Genomic DNA, 22,132 nt, shown 5'->3' with positions numbered 1-22,132 from the left:
CCGGCCACTGACATGGGGCGGCCGATCAGCGCGACGTGGAGGGGCCTGTGGAGAGCACTGCCCCACAACGGCCGAGATCGCACCCTCGTGCCTGACGCGGGCCACCGCTCGCGAGCCACATATGCTCTCCCAGACGCACGGCCGATCGATCACAGGAGTCTCGGATGCTCACACGGGACACGACTGCGCGCGGTCGACGTGCTCAGTCAGGTCGGACCGCTGGCGCGGGCGCAGTGCTCGTGGCGCTCATGGGCCTGACGGCGTGCATCACGCCCCCGCCATCGTCGCCCGGCGCCGTGCCGGTCACCGACGTCCAGCATGTCGAGCGCGTCGAGGAGCACTGGGAGGCGATCGACCCTGCGCTGGAGGAGGCCGGGCAGTCGATCATGATGACGTTCACCGGCTGGCCCGCAGAGACGGACGACCCTGTGTGGCACGACATGTTCGCGCTCGAGCTCGAGGCTGGTGAGGCGCTGCTCGATGCGGGCGTCGGCTATCTCGACGGCAACGGATCCGACGGTGAGATCTACCAGGTCTTCTTCGGCGGGAACGACCATGCGGCGATGTGGTCGATCATCGAGCCGATCTACGCCGACGCTCCGCTCGCGTGGAGCGAAGTGCAGGGCTGGAGCTCCCTGGACGCCGAGGAGCCTGCGCTCGAGCTGTACCGGTGACGGAGCGGGCGACGGGAATCGAACCCGCGTAATCAGTTTGGAAGACTGAGGCTCTACCATTGAGCTACGCCCGCGTGCCCCGTGCTCGCGCGTCGGGACTGGTCGAATCTACCGCATCCGGTCGACGCCATCCGCACCGCATCCGGCATGCACATCGGCACCCCGGATCGCGGGATACGCTCGTGCGGTGCAGCGCAGCATCCCCACAGACCTCATCCTCGGCGGCGCGACCGCCGCCTACCAGATCGAGGGCGCCGCGGCCGAGGACGGCCGTCGCCCCAGCATCTGGGACGCGTTCGCCCGCGTGCCGGGCGCCGTGATCGACGGCCACACCGGCGACGTCGCGTGCGACCACTACCACCGCATGCCCGCCGACGTGGCGATGATGCGCGACCTCGGGCTGCAGTCGTACCGCTTCTCGACCAGCTGGTCGCGCGTATGCCCTGACGGCGGCGCGCCGAACCCCGCCGGCCTCGACTTCTACTCGCGGCTCGTCGACGAGCTGCTCGACGCCGACATCATGCCCTGGCTCACGCTCTACCACTGGGACCTGCCGCAGGTGCTCGAGGAGGCGGGGGGCTGGCCGTCGCGCGACACCGCGAGCCGCTTCGTCGACTACGCGCTCGCCGTGCACGAGAAGCTCGGCGACCGCGTCGACAACTGGACGACCCTCAACGAGCCGTGGTGCTCGTCGTTCCTCTCCTACATCGCCGGCGCCCACGCGCCCGGCCGGCAGAACGTCGCCGACGGCCTCGCTGCCGGGCACCACCTGCTGCTCGCGCACGGCATGGCAGTGCAGGCGCTGCGCGACGCCGGCGCGGAGCGGCTCGGCACCACGCTCAACTTCACGGTCGCCGACCCGGTCGACCCGACGAATCCGTCCGACGTCGACGCCGCCCGCCGCATCGACGAGCAGTACAACCGCTTCTTCGTCGACCCGATCCTGCGCGGCAGCTATCCCGAGACGCTGCTCGCCGACGTCGGCCACCTCGGCCTCGACGCGGTCGTGCAGGACGGCGACCTCGCCATCATCGGCGCGCCGATCGACGTCCTGGGCGTGAACTACTACCACGGCGACGCGTGCTCGTTCGAGCCGCTGGCGGAGCCGATGCTGCAGGATGCGCCGACCGACCGGCCGATCCGCAGCCCGTTCCCTGCCGCGGACGGCGTCGAGATCCACCCGCGCGGACTGCCGACGACGACCATGGGCTGGGAGGTGCAGCCCGAGGGGCTCACCCGGCTGCTACGCCGCCTCCACGACGACTACGCCGGCCCGAAGGGCGTCGACCTCTGGGTCACCGAGAACGGCGCGGCGTACGACGACGTGCTCGACACGGATGCGGCGACGGGCGAGCAGCGCGTGCACGACGCCGAGCGGGTCGACTTCCTGCGCCTCCACATCGGTGCGGTGCTCGACGCGATCGACGCGGGCGTGCCGGTCAAGGGCTACTTCTACTGGTCGCTCATGGACAACTACGAGTGGGCGTGGGGCTACCACAAGCGCTTCGGCATCGTCCGCGTCGACTACGACACGCAGAAGCGCACCGTGAAGGACTCCGGGCTCGAGCTCGCGCGGATGATCCGGGAGCGCACGCTCTAGCTGCTGGCGCGGTGGCGCCGCTCACGCGTCGTCATCGGGGAGCTCCTTCAGCGCTGCCGTGAGCGCGAGGAGGTCCCGCACCTGGGCCCGCAGCAGCGGCACCGCCGTGATTCGGATCGCGCGGTCGATCATGGGCACCGCCTGCTGCAGCAGCACCCGGGTGCGCCGCTGGTCACGGCTGCGGTCGCTCGTCCACGCCAGCATGCCTGCCATGAGCAATCCCCAGAGCAGCTCGGGCAGCGCTCGGCGCAGCTGGCGGTCGGCCAGCAGATCGGATCCCTCGACGAGGGTCGCGAACAGCCCCACCATCCGCTCGCGCGACGCCCTCGATGCCTCGCCGAACGGGCTGACGGGGGAGTCGGCGGTGATCGCCTGCCCGATGGCCTCGGTGGCCACCCGGTGGAACGGCACGATCTCATCGAGCGCGATGTCGAGCGCGATGTCCAGCCGCGCGGCGAACGGCCGCACGCCTGTGATGGCCTCGGTCGCCCGCTGCTCGATCCGGACGACCGTCTCGTCGTAGAGCGCGAGCAGCAGGTGGTCCTTCGACGGCATCGAGAGGTAGATCGTGCCGGGCGACACCCCGGCGCGGTCGGCGATGCCGCGCATCGTCGTCGCGCGCCACCCGTCCTCGCGCAGCGCGGCGAAGGCGACCTCGCGGATGCGGGCCGCGGTGCGGGCGCCCTTCGTCGCCCCGCTCTGGTTCGTCATGCACCCATCATGGCTGAACGCGTTCAGCCGAAGAAGTACTCGCACGACGAAGGGGCCGGTCCTCGCGGACCGGCCCCTTCGATGCGTGTGCTGCTGGATCAGCCCATCGACGGCGGCATGAGCACCGAGTCGATGAGGTAGACCGTGGCGTTGGCGGTCTGGACGCCACCGCAGACGACGGTCGCGGCGTCGCCGTTGACCATGAGCTCGTCAGCGTCGCCCTCGACCATGAGCTCCTCGCCCTGGACGGTCATGTGCGTGCCGGCGATCGCGTCGGGCGCGATCTGACCGGGGATGACGTGGTAGGTCAGCACCGACTCGAGCGTCTCGGCGCCCTCAGGCGTCTGCAGCATCTCGACGGTCTCAGCGGGCAGCGCCGCGAAGGCGTCGTCGACCGGTGCGAAGACGGTGAACTCGTCACCGTTCAGCGTGTCGACGAGGTCGACATCCGGGTTCAGCTGTCCAGAGACGGCCGCGACGAGCTGCGTGAGCATCGGGTTGTTCGAGGCCGCGACCGCGACCGGGTCCTGCGACATGCCGACGATCGAGCCAGCGCCGTCCGGCACCGCCTCGTCGTACATCGCGCAGCCGGCGCCGACGAGGTTGTCGTAGGCGGGGTCCATCGCGGCTTCGGTCTCCATCGACTCCTCGGAGGCGCTGGGGGCCGTCGTCGGCTCCATCGTCTCGTCGGCCGTCGTGGAGCCGCCCATCGAGCAGCCCGCGAGCACGAGCGTCGCCGTGCCGACGAGCACGAGCCCGGCCATCTTGGGGTTCTTCTTGGTGAGCATCGCTGCTCTCCTTCCCTGTTGGGTTGCCGGCCCGTGCGAGCCGGTGATGCCAGGGGTTCGGAGGCGTGCGGAGCGCGGATTGGAAGATCGCTCATCGACATCCGAGGCCATCCGGGAGGGCCGCCGCGCCGAACCAACGGCAACTCGCCAAGGAGGCACCATGCTCGCCCTGATCGGATTGCTGGGTGGATTCATCACCGGCATCTCGCCCTGCATCATCCCGGTGCTGCCCGTCATCCTCTTCTCCGGCGGCATGCAGTCCGCGCGCGACGAGCAGGCGTCGGATGCGTCCGCCGACGCCGCGCAGGGGAGCGGCGGCGTCGCCACCGCGACGCGCGCGAGCGTCAAGCAGCGGTCGATCTCGCGCTGGCGGCCCTACCTCGTGATCTCGGGCATCGTCGTGAGCTTCACGCTCATGACGCTCGCCGGCAGCCTGGTGCTGAGCCTCCTCGGCCTCCCGCAGGACGTGCTGCGCTGGGCGGGCATCATCGTGCTCGCGCTCATCGGCGTCGGCCTCATCGTGCCGCAGTTCCAGCACCTGCTCGAGAAGCCCTTCGAGAAGCTCCCGTTCCTGCAGACCGCGGGCGAGAAGTCGTCGAAGCTCCAGGGCTTCCCGCTCGGCCTCGCGCTCGGCGCCGTCTACGTGCCGTGCGCAGGTCCCGTGCTCGCGGCCATCACGGTCGCCGGTTCGACGGGCCAGATCGGCGCCGACACCGTCGTGCTCACCGTCTCCTTCGCGATCGGCGCGGCGCTGCCGCTGTTGTTCTTCGCGCTCGCGGGCCGCGGCCTCGCCGAGCGCATCAAGGCGTTCCGCAAGCGCCAGGGCGTCATCCGCACCGTCTCGGGTGCGCTCATGCTGCTGCTCGCGCTCGGCCTCGTCTTCGACGTGCCCGCGCGCCTGCAGCGGCTCGTGCCCGACTACACGTCGGCGATCCAGGAGTACATCGCCGGCAACGAGGAGGTGCAGGAGGCGATCTCGATCGGTGGCCTCGAGACCGAGGAGAACCAGGACCTCGACCTCTGCGACCCGGGCGCGACCGAGCTGCAGGAGTGCGGCACGGCTCCGAGCATCCGCGGCATCGACTCGTGGTTCAACACCGACGGCGACCAGCCGATCGACCTCGCAGAGCTGCGCGGCCAGGTCGTGCTCGTGGACTTCTGGGCCTACTCCTGCATCAACTGCCAGCGCTCGACGCCGCACATGAACGCCTGGTACGACGCCTACGCGGATGCCGGCCTGCAGGTGATCGGCGTGCACAGCCCCGAGTACGCGTTCGAGAAGGAGCGCCCGAACGTCATCCAGGGTGCCGAGGCGCTCGGCATCGAGTACCCGGTCGCGATCGACAACTCGCTCTCCACGTGGACGAACTACCGCAACGCCTACTGGCCCGCGCGCTACCTCATCGACGCCGAGGGCACCGTGCGCAACGTGCACTTCGGCGAGGGGCAGTACCGCGAGGGCGAGCAGATGATCCGCGAGCTGCTGCAGCAGGCGAACCCGGATGTCGAGCTGCCCCCTGTCACCGAGATGTCGGACGAGACGCCGGTGAACACCGAGATCACGCCCGAGTCGTACCTCGGCACGACCAAGGTGCAGAACTTCGGCGGCGAGGAGCGCTACTCGACGCAGACGGAGGACTTCGCCTACCCGGCCGAGCAGGCCGCCGACACCTTCGCGCTCGACGGCGCGTGGCAGCTCGAGACGCAGTTCGTCACCCCGCGCGGTGACTCGGCGGACGTGCGGCTGCAGTACCGCGGCCAGGAGGTGCGGATGGTGCTGGCAGGCGAGGGCACGGTCGTCGCGGACGTCGATGGCGAGCGCGTCGAGATCCCGGTCTCGGGCACACCGCGGTCGTACGAGCTGCTGCGAGCCGATGCGAGCCAGGAGGGCACGATCGAGGTGACGGTGCCGGCGGGCGTCGAGGCCTACTCGTTCACCTTCGGGTGATCGGCAGGCGCTGAGCGGCCGTGGTGACCGACCGCCCCGTCTCCCGGACCCGATTCCGGCTCCCGGACCCGAGATCTCGGGTCCTCGAGCCGGAATGGGGTCCGCTCGCGGTGACCGGGGCGTCTGCGGCCGCCGGTAGACTCGCCACTCGTACGGGAGCGATCCCTACGGGGCGTAGCTCAGCTTGGCTAGAGCGCCCGCTTTGGGGGCGGGAGGTCGCAGGTTCGAATCCTGTCGCCCCGACTCCATCCTTCGGAGAGGATGTGCTCGTGGTGGCACCGAAGACGTCGCCGGTCGTTGTCCTCGATGGCGGGCTCTCCAATGCCCTCGCCGACCGCGGTCACGATCTCACCGACGAGCTCTGGACCGCTCGGCTGCTGCGCGACGCGCCCGGCGAGATCGCTGCCGTGCACCGGGCGTACTTCGAGGCGGGCGCGCAGGTCGCGACGACGGCGAGCTACCAGGCGAGCGTCGACGGGTTCGAACGCGCCGGCATTGCTCGGGCGGAGGCCGAGGCGCTCATCCGGCGGAGCGTGACGATCGCCCGCGAGGCGCGTGACGAGGTCACCGCTGTAACCGGCGACCGCGCGGTCCGGCTGGTCGCCGCGTCCGTCGGCCCGTCCGGTGCTGTGCTCGCCGACGGGTCGGAGTACCGCGGCCGCTACGGCATGACCAGGAACGCGCTCCGCGACTTCCACGGGCCACGCATGGAGCTGCTCGTGAGCGCCGGGCCCGACCTGCTCGCACTCGAGACGATCCCGGATCTCGACGAGGTCTCGGTCCTGCTCGATCTCGCCGAGGAGCTCGGAACGCCCTCCTGGCTGTCGTGCACCATCGCCGGGGATCGGCTGCGGGACGGTCGTCCGGCAGCCGAGGCGTTCGCGCTCGCCGCCGACAGCGAGCACATCGTGGCGGTGGGCGTGAACTGCTGTGCGCCCGGCGATGCGCTGCCGGCGGTGCGCGCCGCGGTCGCGGCGAGCGGCAAGCCCGCCGTCGTCTACCCCAACTCCGGCGAGAGCTGGGACGGCGCAGACCGTCGATGGATCGGCGAGCCCGGATTCGACGCGGCGCTCACCAGCTCGTGGGCCGAGGCGGGTGCCCGCTTCATCGGCGGCTGCTGTCGTGTCGGCCCGGCCGCCATCGCCAAGATCGCGCGAACGCTCGGGTGAGGATCGGCACGGGCGGTGCGCTCGCGGGGAAGACGAGCGGCCGGTCAGCCCGCGGCTGGCTGACGGTGTGACGCTGCATCGTGCGTGCCCTGGCTGTGCAGCCCGAGGTACGTGCGGTCGAGGTAGATGAGCGGTCGTGCCTCCCGCCGCGGAGCATCGCTCTCGAGCCCGAGCAGGGTGACGAGGAAGCTGCTCCCGGCGGGGATCCGGTCGAGGACCCGGGCCCGCACTCGCGCCCGCACGCCGTGCAGCACGGGCTCGCCTGTCGGCAGGCGGTCCCACCCGCTGTCGGCGAACCGGTCGATGCCGGGCGTCGCGAAGCGCGCCGACACGTCGGCCTGGTCGGCCGAGAGGAAGTTCACGGCGACCGTCTCGGCAGTCGAGAGCGTCGGCCAGGACGACGACGTGCCGGCGACCGAGAAGGCGAGCACCGGTGGGCTGGCCGAGACGGAGATGACCGAGGTCGCGGTGAAGCCGACGGGGCCGCTCGGCCCCTCGAGGGTCACCACCGCGACCGCGGCTGCATGCTGGCGGAAGATCGCCCGGAATCGATCCGCTTCGAGGACCGGCTCGACGGCCGGCGACTGAACATGCTGATTCGACAAGTCGATGCCTGCCTACGAGACGCGCGGGTCGCGGCCGTACTGCGCCGGCGCCCCGAGGTGGTCGCGGAGGGTGGCGCCCTCGTAGTCGTGGTGGAAGAGCCCGCGCTCCTGCAGGATCGGCACCACCTCGTCGACGAAGGTGTCGATGCCGTCCTCGTTCACGTCGATCGAGACCCAGAAGCCGTCGCAGGCGCCCGCCTCGAACCACTCCTGCATGTGGTCGGCGGTGACGGCGGCGGTCCCGACGGGGGTCGGGTGGTAGTCGATGACGCCGTGGGCGAGGATCTCGCGCAGCGTCCACCCCTCCCGCGCGACCTCGAGCGCGCGTGCGGAGCGCGGATCGAACTCGCTGGCGCGTGCGATGGCCAGCTGCGACACGCTCAGCGGCTCGTCGAGCTGCCGCCGCGCGTCCAGCGCGAGGCCCAGCATCGATCCGAGGTAGGACACGCGGGCTGGAGCGCTGTGCTCGCCGAGCATCACCCGTCGATCGACGGCCGCCCGCTTCGTGGGGCCGATCGCCGGCATGACCCCGGCGAAGAACTTCACCTCGTCGGGGTCGCGGCCGGCCCGGCGTGCGGCGTCCCGGACAGCGTCGCGCTGGCTGCGCGCATCCTCGATGGTGAAGGCCGCGCCGATGACCCCGCTCGCGTAGCGTCCGGCGAGCTCCACGCCGTTCGCTCCGCCGCCCGCGGAGAAGATGACGGGCTGCCCCTGTTCGGACGGAGGGATGGGCAGCGGGCCGCGGGAGGCGACGTGCTGCCCCTGGAGGTTGATCGGCTGGATCTGCTTGGGATCGGCGAATCGGCCGCCCCCGACGTCCCGCAGCCACGCATCCCGCTGCCAGCTGCCCCAGAGCGCCTGCGCGATCTGGATCGTCTCGTGCGCCCGCTGGTAGCGCTCCGGCCGGGGCGCGATCGACTGGCCGTAGTTCGCGGCCGCGCCGGGGTCGCTCGTGGTGACGGCGTTCCAGCCGGCGCGCCCGTGGCTCATGATGTCGAGCGCCTTGAACTGCCGGGCGATGTTGAACGGCTCGTTGAAGGTCGTGGAGCCGGTGGCGACCAGGCCGATGCGCTCCGTCTCGCGCGCGATCGCCGCGAGCGTCAGCATCGGCTCGAGCGTGATCTGCGGAGACTCGCTGGCGAGATCGCCCTGCAGGCCGGGGAAATCGGGCAGGAACAGGAAGGCGAGCTTCCCGCGCTCCGCGGCCTGCGCGTAGCGCACCTGCGCCTCGAAGCTGACGTAGTTCGCGGGATCCACGCCCGGGAAGCGCCACGCGGCTCCCTGGGATCCGTATCCGTTGCCCAGGTGCATCCCCAGGATCATCGTGCGGTCGTTGCTCAAGTTCGTCCTTCTCGTGGATGCGGCGCTTGGCAGGGGTGCCGAGGCGCGGCGGATCGGCCGCGGGATGTCCCGCGGCGTTGGGTGGTGCCGGCTCAGAGGTCGCTGTACCGCTTGGCCTCGGCGAGCCGGTCGCTCAGCTCTTCCCGCCCGACGGGTCGGCCCTCGTTCGGGTCGGTGCCGGCGAAGTAGGGGGCGGTGTACGCGGGCATGTCGCGCTGGAAGCGCCACCCCTCGGCCAGCGGCCCGACGTCGAGCGCGTCGTAGCCGATCGCATCGAGGAACGCCGTCACCGTCGTCTTCGCCGCGGTGTCGTCACCGGCGATCGGGAGCACCGAGCGGTCGGGGTCGCCGGCGGGCCGGCCCAGGCTCGCCAGGTGCGGGAAGTAGATGCTGTTGAACGCCTTGACGACGGTCGACTCCGGCAGGTGGGCTTGCAGCAGCTCCGCCGTGGTCGTCGACTCGTCGTCGAGCGCCGGGATGTGCCCGTCGCGCTCGGGGTAGTAGTTGTTCGTGTCGATGACGGTCTTGCCGTGCAGCTCGGCGACCGGCACGTCCGGGTAGGCGCGCAGCGGCACCGAGACGACCACGAGGTCGCCCGCAGCTGCGGCCTCTGTCGGCGTCGCGGCTCGTGCACCGGGACCGAGCTGCGCGACCAGGTCGGCGAGCGTCTCCGGGCCCCTGCTGTTGCTCAGCACGACCTCGTAGCCCGCTGCGATCGCCAGGCGCGCGATCCCGCCGCCGATGTTGCCGCTGCCGATCAAGCCGATGGTCGTCATGGTGCTCCTCCTGTTGGCGTCCGAACGTGCACTGCTAGTCTCAACGTTGTCATCAGTGTCAAGGTCAAGTCGACGTCAGGATCAGTCACATGCGCATCGGAGAGCTCGCTGCGAAGACCGGGGTGCCGGCGAGGATGCTGCGCTACTACGAGCAGCAGGGACTCATCACGCCCCATCGGCTGAGCAACGGCTATCGGGACTACGACGAGTACCTCGTCGACCGGGTGCAGAAGATCCGGGGACTGGTGGATGCGGGCATCCCCACTCGGATCGTGGCGGACATCCTCCCGTGCCTGCATCAGTCGCGCACGATCGTCGTCCACGACGCGGAACCGGGCCTGCGGCAGCTGCTCGTCAGCGAGCGTGACCGCATGAGCGAGAAGATCGCCTTCCTGACGCAGAACCGCGACGCGATCACCGCCTACATCGACGCGATCGACGCATCGCACGACCACACGCGGGAGCGGCTGGCGAGCTGAGGTCTGCCGCCGCATCCGGCGAGGGCAGGCGTGTCGCAGTGCCGTCGTGTGCGATCGGCCGCTGCGGGCGCGAGTCGGCGCGCCGCTACTTCCAGCGGCTCGGATCCGGTTGGTCGCCCGGCGCCCAACCGTGCGCCTGGAAGTCGGTGCGGACCGGCTCCCCGGCGTCGACGAGGGTCCCCGACGCGTCGGCGTGCCATGCCCGCACGCTCACCTGCTGGACCAGGTCACTGACCTCGCTCTGGCCGATCGCGACGGCGAGCGCCGTGCCCGCCATGATGAGCTCGTCCCGAGCCAGCGGCTCCTCGGCGCAGAGCCGCGCGTGGGTCTGGAGCATGGTCGGGTCGGCATCGGTCCGCTCGACGATTGTCCGGGTGGACAGGTGCATGCCCTCGGGCAGGGGAGCCGAGCGCAGCGCGGCGGCGATCTGCTCGCCCCCTGGTGGGAGGAAGACGTCGTTGGTCTGCAGATCGCACGTCACGACGCTCGCGCTCGCGATGCGCGGACGCTCGAGGCGGTCCTCCTCCGCCGACGCGCAGGCTCCCACAGCGAGCGTCACCAGGAGGATCCCGCCGAGGGCAGCCGCGCGCATGGCCAGAGCGTAGCGAGGCCGCACCGGCGGAGCAGGCCCTGCGACAGGATGGAGCCGTGACCCCCGCCGCACTGCTGCACGACGCCCGCCCCGTGATGGTCGCGCCGATGGCGGGCGGGCCGAGCACCCCCGAGCTGGTCGCCGCGGCGGCCGAGGCGGGTGCCTTCGCCCAGCTCGCCGGCGGCTACAAGAGCGCGGAGGCGCTCGCGAGCCAGATCGACGAGGTGCGCGCTCGCGGGATCGAGCGCTTCGGCGTCAACCTCTTCGTGCCGAACCTCCACCGCATCGCGGATGCCGACTACGAGACCTACGCCGAGCGCATCCGCGACGAGCTCGGGGCCGGACCCGTGCCATCCAAGCGCGAGGATGACGACGCGTGGGATGCGAAGGTCGCGCTGCTGCTCGAGGCCCGCGTGCCGCTCGTGTCGTTCACGTTCGGGCTGCCGCATCGCGCGGTCCTGGCCGCGTTCGCGGACGCCGGCATCGCGACGATGCAGACGGTCACCTCGGTCGACGAGGCTCGAGACGCCGCAGCGTCCGGCGTGGACGCGCTCGTCGTGCAGGGCTCCGCCGCAGGCGGGCACTCCGGCATCTGGGCGCAGGACGCGCTGCCGGTCGACATGCCGCTCCTCGAGCTCGTGGCAGAGGTGCGCGCCGCATCGACGCTGCCGATCGTCGCCGCGGGCGGCATCGCCCGCCGCGAGCAGGTGCGGGCGCTGCTCGGGGCCGGCGCGGATGCGGTCGCGATCGGCACCGCCGCCCTCCTCGCCGACGAGGCGGGCACCTCCGCGACGCACCGCGCGGCGCTCGCCGACCCCTCGTTCGAGCGCACGACGCTCACGCGCGCCTTCACCGGCCGGCCGGCCAGGGCGCTCGTCAACGGCTTCGTCGAGCGGCATGACGCCGGCGCGCCCTCCGGCTACCCCGCGCTGCACCACCTCACGCGCGCGATGCGCGCCGAGGCGGCAGCCGCGGGCGACCCGTCGCGGCTGCACCTCTGGGCGGGCGAAGGCTGGCGGGAGGCGAGGCAGGCGCCGATCGCCGAGATCCTCGACGACCTCACGCCTGAGCGCTGAGCTGCTGAACCCTGAGGGGCTGGACGGGGCATTGTGCGCAGCACCTGCCCGGCGTAGCGTCCGGATCGACCAGGAGTCGGCCCTGAGAAGTGAGCACAGCCATGCGCACGACACGCACCACCCGCATCACCGCCCTCACCTTCGCCGCAGCTGCGGCGTTGACGCTCGCCTCCGCCGGTGCCGCGAATGCCGCGCCCGCGATCCCGCTGAACGGCGGGCAGGAGGTGCCCGCGCCGAACGGCTTCGGCGCGCACGGCTGGTTCAGCTACGAGATCGACGGCGACCAGCTCTGCTACACGCTGGAGGTCGACGGCCTGTCGGCCCCGGCCGTCGCCGCGCACATCCATGTGGCACCGCGCAACGCGCCCGGTCCCGTGGTCGTCCCGCTGTCCGTCGTCGCCGCCACGAGCTTCGAGGTGGACACGTGCACGACCGCCGATCCGATGCTGCTCGCCGCCATCGAGGCGAACGCGAGGGGCTACTACGTCAACGTGCACACCCCGGCCAACCCGCCGGGTGAGATCCGCGGGCAGCTGAAGTAGCGGTCGCTACCGCTGCACCCGCCCGAGCGCCGCGAAGCGCAGCATGTGCGCTTGGCCACCGTGCAGCGCGTACTCGTCGATCATCTTGATGAGCACATGCGAGAGCGGTGCCGCGCTGCCGCGCCCGGGAGCGTCGAGCGCCGGCATGGCGGCGATGGCGGCGTCCGCCCGCTCGACCTCCGCGAGGTACAGCCGCACGTCGTCGTCGACGGTCGCCGCGGATCCGCCCGCGTAGTCGTCGTCGCCATAGGTCTCGATGCGCTCGCCGCCGCCGAGTCCCCACGTCAGGTAGTGGTGCTCCATCTGCTGCATGTGACGGATGAGGCCCAGCACCGACAGCTCGACCGGTGGCACCGACCACGCGGCGAGCTGCTCGGGGGAGAGGTCGCGCCACTTGCGGCGGAACTCGTGCCGCTGGAACGCGAGCCAGTCGAGCAGGCTCACCTGCATATCCCGATGCGGCGCGGGCTCGTCGCGCCGCGCGAGGTCGAGGCTCGAGAGCAGATCGGCGGCCATGGCGTCCTCCTGGGTCGGCTCCCAGTCTCGCCGTGCGGCCCCGGGAGCGCGAACAGCAGCGCGAGAGGGGCACCGACAGACCCTGCCGCGATCGTCCCGACCGAGCCCACCATGGACATCCGTCGCGGAAGCGACATCGCCGTGTCATCGCGGCGACACGGCCGCGCGGGACGCTTGCAGGGGAGGCGCGCGATGGATGGACTCGAGGTGACGGTGCTGCTCGGCGCATCGGTGCTCGTGGGGGTGCTGCTCGCACCCAGGCTGCGCCTCGCGGCGCCGCTGCTGCTCGTGCTGCTCGGCCTGCTGCTCGGCTTCGTGCCGGAGCTGCGCGAGATCCAGCTGCCGCCCGAGACGATGCTGCTCGTCTTCCTGCCGGTGATGCTCTTCTGGGAGAGCCTCACGACGTCGCTCCGCTCCATCCGGCGCGACCTGCGCGGCATCGTCATCGCCAGCACGCTGCTCGTCGTGGCGACGGCCTTCGCGGTCGCGGGCATCGCGCACCTGTTCGGGGTGCCGTGGGAGGTCGCGCTCGTCCTGGGCGCGGCGGTCGCGCCGCCGGATGCGACGGCGGTCGCCGCGCTCGGACGCTCGCTGCCGCGCCGCAACTTCATGCTGCTGAAGGCCGAGAGCCTCACGAACGACGGCACCGCGCTCGTCGTGTACGCGATCGCGGTCGGCGTCGCCGTGGGCGGCCGGTTCACGCCGCTCGACATCACCGGGATGGTGCTGCTCTCGTACCTCGGCGGCGCCGCGGCAGGGCTCGCGGTCGCAGGCCTCGCGCTGCTGGTGCTGCGCCGGGTGCGCGACGCGATGTCGATCAACATCGCCCTGCTCGTCACGCCGTTCGCCGCGTTCCTCGCCGCCGAGCTCATCCACGGCTCGGGCGTGCTCGCCGTCGTCGTCGCCGGGCTCGCGGTCTCCTATGCCAGCAGCCGCATCAGCACCGCGGCGTCGCGCCGGCAGACCGAGGCGGCGTGGCCGCTCGGCGCCGCGGTGCTCAACGGCGCGCTCTTCGTGCTCATCGGCCTCGAGGTGCAGCTCATCGCGCACCAGACCGACGCAGCCGCGCTCGGCAGGCTCGTCGCGCTCACCGTCGCGGTCTGGACCGGCCTGCTGCTCGTGCGCTTCACCTTCTTGTCGCTGAGCGCCTACGCGATCCGGATGCTCGATCGGCGGCCGTCGCAGCGCGCACGCCGCATGACCTACCGCGCGCGGGTGGTGAGCTCGGTCGCGGGCTTCCGCGGCGCGGTGTCGCTCGCGATCGCGCTCTCGGTGCCGACGGTCGCCCCGGACGGCACGCCGCTCGCGGGACGCGACGACATCATCTTCGTCGCGGCGGGCGTCATCGTGCTGACGCTCCTCGTGCAGGGGCCGGCGCTGCCCGCGGTGGTGCGATGGGCGCGGCTGCCCGAGGACGCCTCCGAGCAGCGCGAGCTGCAGCTCGCCGAGCGCGCCATCACCGACGCGGCGCTCGCGGCGATGGGGGAGCTCGCCGCGAAGCACGGCATCGACGACGAGACGCGCGCCCGCCTGCTGCGCGACTACGAGGACCACCTGGTGACGACGGATGCTCGCGATGAGTCGGCTGCGCGCACCGAGACGGAGGCGGGGGAGTCCGCCGTGCTCGTCGACGCCCCGCGGCCGCAGCCCGCGCCTCCCCGTGCGCGGCACGAGCAGTACGCGCACCTGCGGCTCGCGCTGCTCGATCGCAAGCGGGAGGTGCTGCAGCAGCTGCGCCGCGAGGGCGTCGTGGACGACGCGGTCGCCAGGCGCGTGCAGTCGCGCCTCGACGTCGAGGAGCTGCGGCTCACCGGGGTCGAGCCGATCGACTGAGCCACGCCTGGCCGCGACGGCGCTCGATCGGCAGACTGGCCGCGTGCGCATCGTGATCGTCGGGGCAGGCATGGGCGGGCTCGTGCTCGCCCAGGCGCTCCGCGAGCACGCCGACGTGACGGTCGTCGAGCGCGACGCCGCCCCGGGCGACACCGGCGGCTACCGCATCGCCATCACGCCGGCCGCCGTCGCCGTGCTCGAGCGCCACCTGCCCGCCGCCCTGCTGCAGCGCATCCGCGACGTCTCGGACGGCTCCGACACGTTCGCCCAGTTCACGATCGCCGACCGGCGGCTGCGGCCCATCGTCGTCGCGCCGGAGCCTGCGGGGCAGGACCGGATGCTGTGCCAGCGCCGGGCGCTCCGCACGCTGCTCGCCGACGGGTTGGGCGACCGCGTGCAGTACGGGTCGACGGTCGTGTCTGCGGGGTCCGAGCGCGACGGCGCCTGGGTCGAGCTCGACGACGGCAGCCGGCTCGAGGCCGACCTCGTCGTCGCCGCCGACGGCACGCGCTCACCGACGGTGCGATCGGTGACAGCGACGCCCACCAGTCGGGACCTCGGCCTCACGGGCATCGCCGGCTCCGCACCGCTGCGGCCGGGGACGGCGCTCCCGCGCTTCCTCCTGCGGGGTCCGGGCCTCGCGCTCGACCACCGCGGCGTCGGCCTGTTCCTGTCGCTGACGTCCATGCGGCTCGGCGCGGTCCCGGATGCCCTCGCCGACGCGGTCGGGCCGCCGTCGCTCGTCTGGGGCGTGCTCGCGCGGAGCGCCACGCTGCCCGGGGCGCTCGGCGCAGCGCCCCCGGCACTCGCCGCCGCGTCCGCCGCCGCCGTGCGCGACTGGCACCCGTGGATCGCCGACCGGATCGAGGGGTCGGACGTCGATCGCGTCGCGGCATTCCCGTTCCGTGCCGCGTCGCCGACCGGCCCGCGGTTCCCGTGGCCGCGCTCGCGCGTGACGGCGCTCGGCGATGCCGTGCACGCGATGCCGCCGACCGGTGGACAGGCCGGCTCGACGGCGATCCGCGACGCCGGCTGGCTCGCCGACTGCCTGCTGCGCGCGCCGTCCGACGTCGACGCGGCCGTCGAGCGCTACCAGGCGCGGGTCGACGAGTGGGCGGCGCCCGCCATCCGGGAGTCGCTCGGCCCGGTGCGCGTGCTCCGCGCGCTCGAGCAGCCGGGGCTGCAGGCGCTCGCCAGGCCAGCGCTCGCCGTCGCCGGGGCGATCGGCGCACGGGTGGCGCGCTGATCGAGCGAGCTCAGCCGTCCGACGGAGTGCCGGGCTGCGCCTGCCGCTGCGCCACGAGCACGATGGCGACGCCGGCGGCGGCGACCGCGAGCCCAGCGAGGCCGAGCGGGGTGACGGGCACGTCGAAGATGAGCCACACCCAGAGCATCGTCGTCGGCGGCGTCAGGTAGAGCAGCGTGCTCACGAACGTCGCGCCGTGCGAGCGGGTGACCGTGATGTAGAGCACGTAGCCGCCGAGGCTCGCGAGCAGCACGAGCCACAGGATGGCGAACCAGACCTCCGGCGTCGTCGGCGTCGCGGCCTGCCCGCGGAGCAGCGCGACGGCCATGAACGCGACGGCGGCGACCACGGCCTGGATCGTGATCGTCTGCAGCAGGTCGTCGTCGAGGTGCCAGCGGCGCTGCAGCACGGTGCCGGTGCCGAGGCACAGCACGGCCCCGAACGGCAGCGCGTACGCCCACGGCGGCGCGCCCCCACCGCCGAGCGCGCCGGAGACCACGAGCGCGACGCCCGCGAGCCCCACGACCATGCCGCACCACATCCACCGGGTGGCGCGCTCGCCGAGCACGCGGCCCGCGATCGTCGCGACGAGCATGGGCTGCAGGGCGGCGATGAGGGATGCGGTGCCGCCGTCGACACCGGCGCGCACGCCCTCGAAGACGAGCAGCAGGTAGCCGGCCTGGCTGAGCAGCCCGATGCTGCCCTGTCGGAGCCAGCTGCGCCGGCCGGGCCAGCGCCGCCGCAGCACGAGCATCACGACGGCGAGGAGCGCCGCGAGCACGAGGAAGCGCCACGCGAGCACGGTGACCGGTTCGCCGCGCGCCCGTGCCGCGAGCTCGGCGCCGACGAAGCCGGAGCTCCACGTGGCGATGAGCGCGACGGCCGCGATGGCGATGGCGACGGGGCCGAGCCGGCCTCGCGACGCGTCGGGCTCGTGCGAGGCAGGCGATTCGGACATCCTGCCGAGTATCGCAGGGTCGGCGTGGCCTACGTCTCGACGACGAGGATGGGGTCGGTCGTCGGGGCGTCGGAGCCGCCGTCGGGCTCGACCGTCACGCCGACCGCGCTGCCAGCGGTGAGGGCGCCGTCGAGCAGGAACGCGGTCGCGCCGCCGCCGGCCTCGAACGTGCCGGCGCTCTGCGGGCCGTCGGCGTCGATGTACCAGGCCTGGTAGGTGCTGCCCTCCGGCGCGGCGCTGAGCCCGTCGAAGAGGATCGCCGATTGGCCGCGCTCGGCCGACCAGACGACCGTCGCGATCGAGCCGTCGGGCATCTCGACCTCGGTGCGCTCCGCGTCCGAGGCGCTCACGACGGCGCCGAGCGCCTCCTGCCGCGAGTCGCCGCCGAGCTGCGTGCCGAGGGCGACGCCGCCGAGGAGCAGCGCGGCTCCGGCCGCGACCGCACCGACGGCGCGGAGCGGGCGCCAGCGCGCGCGGGCACGGCGCTCCGCAGGCCCGGGGCCGCCGGAGGTGGGCCGTCGCGTGCGGCTCGGGTCGACCGACCCGCCGCCGAACGACTCGGGCTGGATCGAGACGGGCGTGAGCGCGGCCGGCTGGACCGACGGGAGCACGACGGGCTCAGCGGGCACTGCAGGCTCCGCAGCCGGGAGCTGCGGCTCGCGACCGATCGCGTCGAGCACCGACGCGCGCAGCGAGGGCGGGGGTGCGACGGCGTCGCCCGCGAGCAGCGTGGCGGTGTCGGCGAGCGCCGCCGCCTCCTCCCTCGCCTCGGGCGAGGCGAGCGCCTCGAACCGGGCCCGCTCGTCTGCGCTCAGCGCGTCGAGCGCATACGCCGCGGCGAGGTCGTCGATGGACCGCTGGTCGCCGTTCATGCCGTCACCCCCAGGATGCCGCGCAGACGGACCATGCCGTCGCGCAATCGCGTCTTGACCGTGCCGAGCGGCGCTCCGACGCGCTCGGCGATCTCCGTCTGCGTGAGCCCGTCGAAGTACGCGAGCTCGATCGCCTCCCGCTGCGGGTCGCTCAGCTCGCGCAGCGCCTTCCGGGCGCGAGCGGCCTCGAGCGAGATCTCCGCCTGCTCGGACACCATGTCGACCGGCACCGCCGTGTCGCGCACGCCGATGCGGGCGTCGCGGTCCCGCTGTGACTGCGAGGCGCGCACGCGGTCGACCGCGCGGGCGTGCGCGATCTGCAGCAGCCAGCTGATGGCAGCGCCCCGGTCGGGGTCGAAGCGCTTCGCCTGCCGCCAGGCTTCGAGGTACACCTCCTGCGCGACCTCCTCGGCCTGCGCGCGATCCACCAGGATGCGCAGCACGAGCCCGAAGACGCGCGACGACGTCGCGTCGTACAGCTCCGCGAACGCACGCTGGTCGCCGTCGGCGGCGCGCACGAGGCACTGCTCGAGGGTCGTCTCCACGCGCCTGAGTATTGCAGGCGGAGCGACGAGGGCGAGCGCGGTCATGACGGTGGTTCGTCACATGCGCCCACTCGGATTGGACTCGGCGGACCACCGGGTAGACTCGGGCGGTGGTCCGCCCTCTCGCGGCGGATCCGGCGTGCCCACGCGCGCCGCGGGCATCCAGTGCCCGCCCAACGACGAACCACAGGAGACCACCTCGTGAAGACCACGGTCGAGAAGATCGAGAACACGCGCACGAAGCTCACCATCGCGGTCGAGCCGGCAGAGCTGCGTCCCGCGATCGACCAGGCGTACAAGACCGTCGCCGAGCAGATCAGCGTCCCCGGCTTCCGCAAGGGCAAGGTGCCCACCGCGATCATCGACCAGCGCGTCGGCCGCGAGGACATCCTGAACCAGGCCGTCTCCGAGTCGATCGACGAGTTCTACCGCCAGGGCGTCGCCGAGGCCGGCATCCGTCCGATGGGCCGCCCGCAGGCCGACGTCACCGCGTGGCCCGAGGTCAAGGACTTCTCCGGCGACCTCGTGCTCGAGATCGAGGTCGACGTCCGCCCCGACTTCGAGCTGCCCACCGTCGAGGGCCGCATGATCACCGTCGACGCGATCGAGGTCGGCGAGGAGGCCGTGGCGAAGGAGCTCGACGAGCTCCGCGGCCGCTTCGGCACGCTCGTCACGGTCGACCGCCCGGCCGCCAACGGCGACTTCGTGCAGCTCGACCTCACGGCGTCGATCGACGGCGAGGTCGTCGACAGCGCGAGCGGCATCTCGTACGAGGTCGGCTCCGGCGAGCTGATCGACGGCATCGACGAGGCCGTCGAGTCGCTCACCGCCGGTGAGGAGACCACCTTCACCTCGACGCTCGTCGGCGGCGACCACGCCGGCAAGGACGCCGAGGTCAAGGTCGTCGTCGAGGCCGTCAAGGAGCGCGAGCTGCCCGAGGCCGACGACGACTTCGCCCAGATGGCGAGCCAGTTCGACACGATCGACGAGCTGCGCGAGGACCTCAAGGTGCAGGCCGGCCGCAGCGGCCGCCTCGGCCAGGCCGAGCAGGCGCGCCAGCGCCTCCAGGACGAGCTCGTCGACGCCGTCGAGATCGAGATCCCCTCGGCCGTCGTCGAGGACGAGGTCGTCCGCCACCTCGAGGCCGAGAACCGCGCCGAGGACGCCGAGCACGGCGAGGAGGTCCGCCAGGAGACCCGCAAGGTGCTCAAGCAGCAGATGATCTTCGACCGCTTCGCGGAGGAGGAGGGCCTGCAGGTCACGCAGCAGGAGCTCACGCAGATCATCGTGCAGCAGGCCGCGCAGTACGGCATGGCGCCGCAGGAGCTCGTCACCGCGCTCGAGGCGAACGGCCAGCTGCCGGTGCTGCTCGGCGACATCCTCCGCGGCAAGACGCTGTCGACGCTGCTCGGCCGCGTCACGGTCGTCGACGACAAGGGCGAGACGGTCGACCTGTCGGACTTCCTGCCGTCGAACGAGGTCGACGAGGACGACGTCGAGGGCGCCATCCGCGAGGCCGAGGCGAAGCTCGCCGCGCAGCACACCGAGGACTGATCCACGACGAGGGGCCGGGCTGCGTGCCCGGCCCCTCTCGCGTGCCCGGCGGCGTCCTCCGCCGCACCCTCCGCCTGCGGCGAACACGGCAGATCGCGCCGTGTTCGCCGCCTAGGGTTGGAGACGAATCGAGAGAAGGAGTCACCCGTGGCTGAACCCGTCTTCGCGCCGTCGGTCTTCGACCGACTGCTGCGCGATCGCATCATCTGGCTCGGCGAGGAGGTGCGCGACGAGAACGCGAACGAGATCTGCGCCAAGATCCTGCTCCTCGCGGCTGAGGACCAGACCAAGGACATCTACCTCTACATCAACTCGCCCGGCGGCTCGATCACGGCCGGCATGGCGATCTACGACACCATGCAGTTCGTGCCGAACGATATCGTGACCGTCGGCATCGGCATGGCCGCCTCGATGGGGCAGCTGCTGCTGACCGCCGGCACCGCGGGCAAGCGCTACATCACGCCCAACGCGCGCGTGCTGCTGCACCAGCCGCACGGCGGCTTCGGCGGCACCTCGAGCGACATCCAGACGCAGGCGCAGCTCATCCTCGACATGAAGCGGCGCCTCGCCGAGATCACCGCCGAGCGCACGGGCAAGAGCGTCGAGCAGGTCAACGAGGATGGCGACCGCGACCGCTGGTTCACGGCGCAGCAGGCGCTCGAGTACGGCTTCGTCGACCACGTCCGCGACTCCGCGACCGACGTGACCGGCGGCGGCGGCACCGACCAGGAGGGCTCAGCCTTCGACGACACGACCGGCCAGGAGGGCAACTGATGGACACTCCCACGTTCCAGGCGGGCGGCAACGCGCTGCAGATGCCCGGCTCGCGCTACATCCTGCCGAGCTTCGAGGAGCGCACGCCCTACGGCTTCAAGCGCCAGGACCCCTACGCGAAGCTCTTCGAGGACCGCATCATCTTCCTCGGCGTGCAGGTCGACGACGCGTCCGCGGACGACATCATGGCCCAGCTGCTCGTTCTCGAGTCGCAGGACCCCGACCGCGACATCGTGATGTACATCAACTCGCCCGGCGGCTCGTTCACGGCCATGACGGCGATCTACGACACGATGCAGTACATCCGTCCCGCGGTGCAGACCGTGTGCCTCGGCCAGGCGGCGTCCGCCGCCGCCGTGCTGCTCGCTGCCGGTGAGCCCGGCAAGCGCCTGGCGCTGCCGAACGCCCGCATCCTCATCCACCAGCCGGCGACCTCGGACGCCGGCCGCGGCCAGGCCTCCGACATCGAGATCCAGGCGCGCGAGGTGCTGCGGATGCGCGGATGGCTCGAGGAGACGCTCTCGAAGCACTCGAACCACGACGTGGCGCGGGTGTCGAAGGACATCGAGCGCGACACGTTCCTGTCGGCCGAGGAGTCGCTCGAGTACGGGCTCATCGACCAGGTGCTCGGCAGCCGCAAGACGGCGCAGCTGGTCGTCTGACCGCAGCGCGATCGCATGGAAGAGGGCCGGCCCCGCGGGGCCGGCCCTCCTGCGTGCTCTGTGGGCGTCAGGCGTTGCCGCGGTCCTTGCGACGGCGGTTCACGCGGTAGGCGATGAAGGCGAGCGCCGCGAGGATCGCGAGCACGAAGACGGCGACCGTCGGCCACGGGCCGGTCGAGTCGGTGCCGGGGTCGACGCCCGGCGCATCGGTCGACTCGGGCTCGTCGGGGCCGGTCGCCGTGGTCTGCGGTGCGGCGACCTCGCCGCTCGAGGACGGGGTCTCGGCGGGTGCCGAGGTCGCCGGCTCGGCGGTCGCGGGGGTCGTGCCGGAGGGCGTCTCGACGGGGGCGGCCGCGGTGTCGCACACCGGCGCGGCGGCCGCGCCGTCAGGGCCGCCGACGGCGTCGACGGGCTCGAACGCGAAGGCGATCTCGCCGGAGACCGCGTGGCCGTCGGCCGACACCACCTGGTAGGCGAGCGTGTAGTCGCCCGCGGCGCCGAGCTCGGCGTCGAGCGAGATGGTGTCGCCGTCGACGGTCGTGCAGCCGTCGCCGTAGTAGAGGCCTGCGGCATCCGTGATCTCGAGGGCGTTGCCGCCCTCGGCCCCCGGGACGTCGATGATCGCCTCGTTGAGCACGACGCTGACCGAGCCGGGCTGCTCGGTGATCGTGCCCCCGTCCTCGGGCGTCGAGCCGATGACGGATGCGTGGGCGGGCAGGAGCAGGGCGACGGCGACGGCGGTGATGGCGGCGATCATGCGCTCAGCGTACGCGCCGCGGATCTGCGCCGCCTCGGCGTGGGCGTCACCCGTGTCACCGGGGTGTCCTAGGCTCGTAGCACGGGCGCGGCCTGCGCCTACGACGATGTGGAG

General features: G+C 72.3%; 23 protein-coding genes and 2 tRNA genes. 13 read left to right on the top strand and 12 right to left on the bottom strand.

Annotation, left to right across the window (positions count from 1 at the left end):
- Positions 1–296: 296 nt before the first annotated feature.
- Complete coding sequence (locus ABIB37_RS13740) at positions 297–674, top strand: hypothetical protein (protein ID WP_354261288.1); 378 nt, start codon at positions 297–299, stop codon at positions 672–674.
- Positions 675–677: 3 nt separating this feature from the next.
- Here the strand turns inward: ABIB37_RS13740 and ABIB37_RS13735 are convergent.
- Positions 678–748, bottom strand: a tRNA-Gly gene (locus ABIB37_RS13735).
- A 113-nt stretch (positions 749–861) separates the two neighbouring features.
- Between ABIB37_RS13735 and ABIB37_RS13730 the strand changes: the two genes are divergently transcribed.
- Positions 862–2,274, top strand: coding sequence for a GH1 family beta-glucosidase (locus tag ABIB37_RS13730; protein ID WP_354261286.1), 1,413 nt, complete (start codon positions 862–864; stop codon positions 2,272–2,274).
- A gap of 21 nt (positions 2,275–2,295) precedes the next feature.
- On the opposite strand, the gene ABIB37_RS13725 is transcribed toward ABIB37_RS13730, so the two are convergent.
- Together ABIB37_RS13725 and ABIB37_RS13720 are read right to left on the bottom strand one after the other, a co-directional pair.
- The gene (locus tag ABIB37_RS13725; protein WP_354261284.1) at positions 2,296–2,985 is read right to left on the bottom strand and encodes a TetR/AcrR family transcriptional regulator; all 690 of its coding nucleotides are present in this window, start codon (positions 2,983–2,985) and stop codon (positions 2,296–2,298) included.
- 98 nt (positions 2,986–3,083) lie between these two features.
- A complete protein-coding gene (locus tag ABIB37_RS13720; protein WP_354261282.1) occupies positions 3,084–3,773 on the bottom strand; it encodes a fasciclin domain-containing protein in 690 nt (229 codons plus the stop codon).
- 160 nt (positions 3,774–3,933) lie between these two features.
- On the opposite strand from ABIB37_RS13720, the gene ABIB37_RS13715 reads away from it, so the two are divergent.
- From ABIB37_RS13715 to mmuM, 3 genes are all read left to right on the top strand, one after another.
- Positions 3,934–5,721, top strand: coding sequence for a redoxin domain-containing protein (locus tag ABIB37_RS13715; RefSeq protein WP_354261280.1), 1,788 nt, complete (start codon positions 3,934–3,936; stop codon positions 5,719–5,721).
- Positions 5,722–5,889: 168 nt separating this feature from the next.
- Positions 5,890–5,964, top strand: a tRNA-Pro gene (locus ABIB37_RS13710).
- Positions 5,965–5,990: 26 nt separating this feature from the next.
- Entirely contained in the window at positions 5,991–6,890 is a 900-nt protein-coding gene (mmuM, locus tag ABIB37_RS13705) for a homocysteine S-methyltransferase (RefSeq protein ID WP_354261278.1), read from the top strand.
- 44 nt (positions 6,891–6,934) lie between these two features.
- Here the strand turns inward: mmuM and ABIB37_RS13700 are convergent, their stop codons facing one another.
- From ABIB37_RS13700 to ABIB37_RS13690, 3 genes are all read right to left on the bottom strand, one after another.
- Complete coding sequence (locus ABIB37_RS13700; RefSeq protein WP_354261276.1) at positions 6,935–7,495, bottom strand: flavin reductase family protein; 561 nt, start codon at positions 7,493–7,495, stop codon at positions 6,935–6,937.
- A gap of 12 nt (positions 7,496–7,507) precedes the next feature.
- On the bottom strand, positions 7,508–8,836 hold the full coding sequence (locus ABIB37_RS13695; RefSeq protein ID WP_354261274.1) for an NtaA/DmoA family FMN-dependent monooxygenase: 1,329 nt from the start codon (positions 8,834–8,836) through the stop codon (positions 7,508–7,510).
- 92 nt (positions 8,837–8,928) lie between these two features.
- Positions 8,929–9,612: an NADPH-dependent F420 reductase gene (locus ABIB37_RS13690; protein ID WP_354261272.1), complete on the bottom strand. Its 684-nt coding sequence runs from the start codon at positions 9,610–9,612 to the stop codon at positions 8,929–8,931.
- A gap of 89 nt (positions 9,613–9,701) precedes the next feature.
- Between ABIB37_RS13690 and ABIB37_RS13685 the strand changes: the two genes are divergently transcribed.
- Positions 9,702–10,091 carry a MerR family transcriptional regulator gene (locus tag ABIB37_RS13685; RefSeq protein WP_354261270.1) on the top strand — a complete coding sequence of 130 codons (390 nt, stop codon included), beginning with the start codon at positions 9,702–9,704 and terminating at the stop codon, positions 10,089–10,091.
- 85 nt (positions 10,092–10,176) lie between these two features.
- Here the strand turns inward: ABIB37_RS13685 and ABIB37_RS13680 are convergent, their stop codons facing one another.
- The gene (locus tag ABIB37_RS13680; protein WP_354261268.1) at positions 10,177–10,683 is read right to left on the bottom strand and encodes a hypothetical protein; all 507 of its coding nucleotides are present in this window, start codon (positions 10,681–10,683) and stop codon (positions 10,177–10,179) included.
- A 56-nt stretch (positions 10,684–10,739) separates the two neighbouring features.
- Between ABIB37_RS13680 and ABIB37_RS13675 the strand changes: the two genes are divergently transcribed.
- The gene (locus tag ABIB37_RS13675; protein WP_354261266.1) at positions 10,740–11,759 is read left to right on the top strand and encodes a nitronate monooxygenase; all 1,020 of its coding nucleotides are present in this window, start codon (positions 10,740–10,742) and stop codon (positions 11,757–11,759) included.
- A 101-nt stretch (positions 11,760–11,860) separates the two neighbouring features.
- A complete protein-coding gene (locus tag ABIB37_RS13670; protein WP_354261264.1) occupies positions 11,861–12,301 on the top strand; it encodes a CHRD domain-containing protein in 441 nt (146 codons plus the stop codon).
- Between the two features lie 6 nt (positions 12,302–12,307).
- Here ABIB37_RS13670 and ABIB37_RS13665 read toward each other — a convergent pair whose 3' ends face one another.
- Positions 12,308–12,817 carry a mycothiol transferase gene (locus ABIB37_RS13665; protein ID WP_354261262.1) on the bottom strand — a complete coding sequence of 170 codons (510 nt, stop codon included), beginning with the start codon at positions 12,815–12,817 and terminating at the stop codon, positions 12,308–12,310.
- 192 nt (positions 12,818–13,009) lie between these two features.
- Here ABIB37_RS13665 and ABIB37_RS13660 point away from each other — a divergent pair, with 192 nt between their 5' ends.
- Both ABIB37_RS13660 and ABIB37_RS13655 read left to right on the top strand, forming a co-directional pair.
- On the top strand, positions 13,010–14,650 hold the full coding sequence (locus tag ABIB37_RS13660; protein ID WP_354261260.1) for a Na+/H+ antiporter: 1,641 nt from the start codon (positions 13,010–13,012) through the stop codon (positions 14,648–14,650).
- Between the two features lie 43 nt (positions 14,651–14,693).
- The gene (locus ABIB37_RS13655; RefSeq protein WP_354261258.1) at positions 14,694–15,896 is read left to right on the top strand and encodes an FAD-dependent oxidoreductase; all 1,203 of its coding nucleotides are present in this window, start codon (positions 14,694–14,696) and stop codon (positions 15,894–15,896) included.
- 10 nt (positions 15,897–15,906) lie between these two features.
- Here ABIB37_RS13655 and ABIB37_RS13650 read toward each other — a convergent pair whose 3' ends face one another.
- From ABIB37_RS13650 to sigK, 3 genes are read right to left on the bottom strand one after another with little or no spacing between them, the layout of a single operon-like run.
- On the bottom strand, positions 15,907–16,854 hold the full coding sequence (locus ABIB37_RS13650; protein WP_354261256.1) for a DMT family transporter: 948 nt from the start codon (positions 16,852–16,854) through the stop codon (positions 15,907–15,909).
- 29 nt (positions 16,855–16,883) lie between these two features.
- Positions 16,884–17,726 carry an anti-sigma factor gene (locus ABIB37_RS13645; protein WP_354261254.1) on the bottom strand — a complete coding sequence of 281 codons (843 nt, stop codon included), beginning with the start codon at positions 17,724–17,726 and terminating at the stop codon, positions 16,884–16,886.
- Positions 17,723–18,271: an ECF RNA polymerase sigma factor SigK gene (gene sigK / locus ABIB37_RS13640; protein WP_354261252.1), complete on the bottom strand. Its 549-nt coding sequence runs from the start codon at positions 18,269–18,271 to the stop codon at positions 17,723–17,725. Before sigK ends, ABIB37_RS13645 begins: the two co-directional genes overlap by 4 nt.
- A 201-nt stretch (positions 18,272–18,472) precedes the next feature.
- On the opposite strand from sigK, the gene tig reads away from it, so the two are divergent.
- From tig to ABIB37_RS13625, 3 genes are all read left to right on the top strand, one after another.
- A complete protein-coding gene (gene tig, locus ABIB37_RS13635; RefSeq protein WP_354261250.1) occupies positions 18,473–19,825 on the top strand; it encodes a trigger factor in 1,353 nt (450 codons plus the stop codon).
- A 147-nt stretch (positions 19,826–19,972) separates the two neighbouring features.
- On the top strand, positions 19,973–20,599 hold the full coding sequence (locus ABIB37_RS13630; protein WP_354261248.1) for an ATP-dependent Clp protease proteolytic subunit: 627 nt from the start codon (positions 19,973–19,975) through the stop codon (positions 20,597–20,599).
- Positions 20,599–21,261: an ATP-dependent Clp protease proteolytic subunit gene (locus ABIB37_RS13625; RefSeq protein WP_123697674.1), complete on the top strand. Its 663-nt coding sequence runs from the start codon at positions 20,599–20,601 to the stop codon at positions 21,259–21,261. The genes ABIB37_RS13630 and ABIB37_RS13625 overlap by 1 nt, the downstream gene beginning before the upstream one ends.
- Positions 21,262–21,328: 67 nt before the next feature.
- On the opposite strand, the gene ABIB37_RS13620 is transcribed toward ABIB37_RS13625, so the two are convergent.
- Positions 21,329–22,018 (bottom strand): copper resistance CopC family protein, encoded by a 690-nt coding sequence (locus ABIB37_RS13620; RefSeq protein WP_354261246.1) that lies wholly within the window; start codon positions 22,016–22,018, stop codon positions 21,329–21,331.
- Positions 22,019–22,132: the final 114 nt, after the last annotated feature.

The organism is Agrococcus sp. UYP10 (assembly GCF_040547205.1).
GTDB lineage: Bacteria > Actinomycetota > Actinomycetes > Actinomycetales > Microbacteriaceae > Agrococcus > Agrococcus jenensis.
The sequence above is the reverse complement of the archived record's forward strand: the minus strand, read 5'-3'. Positions and strand labels throughout refer to the sequence as shown.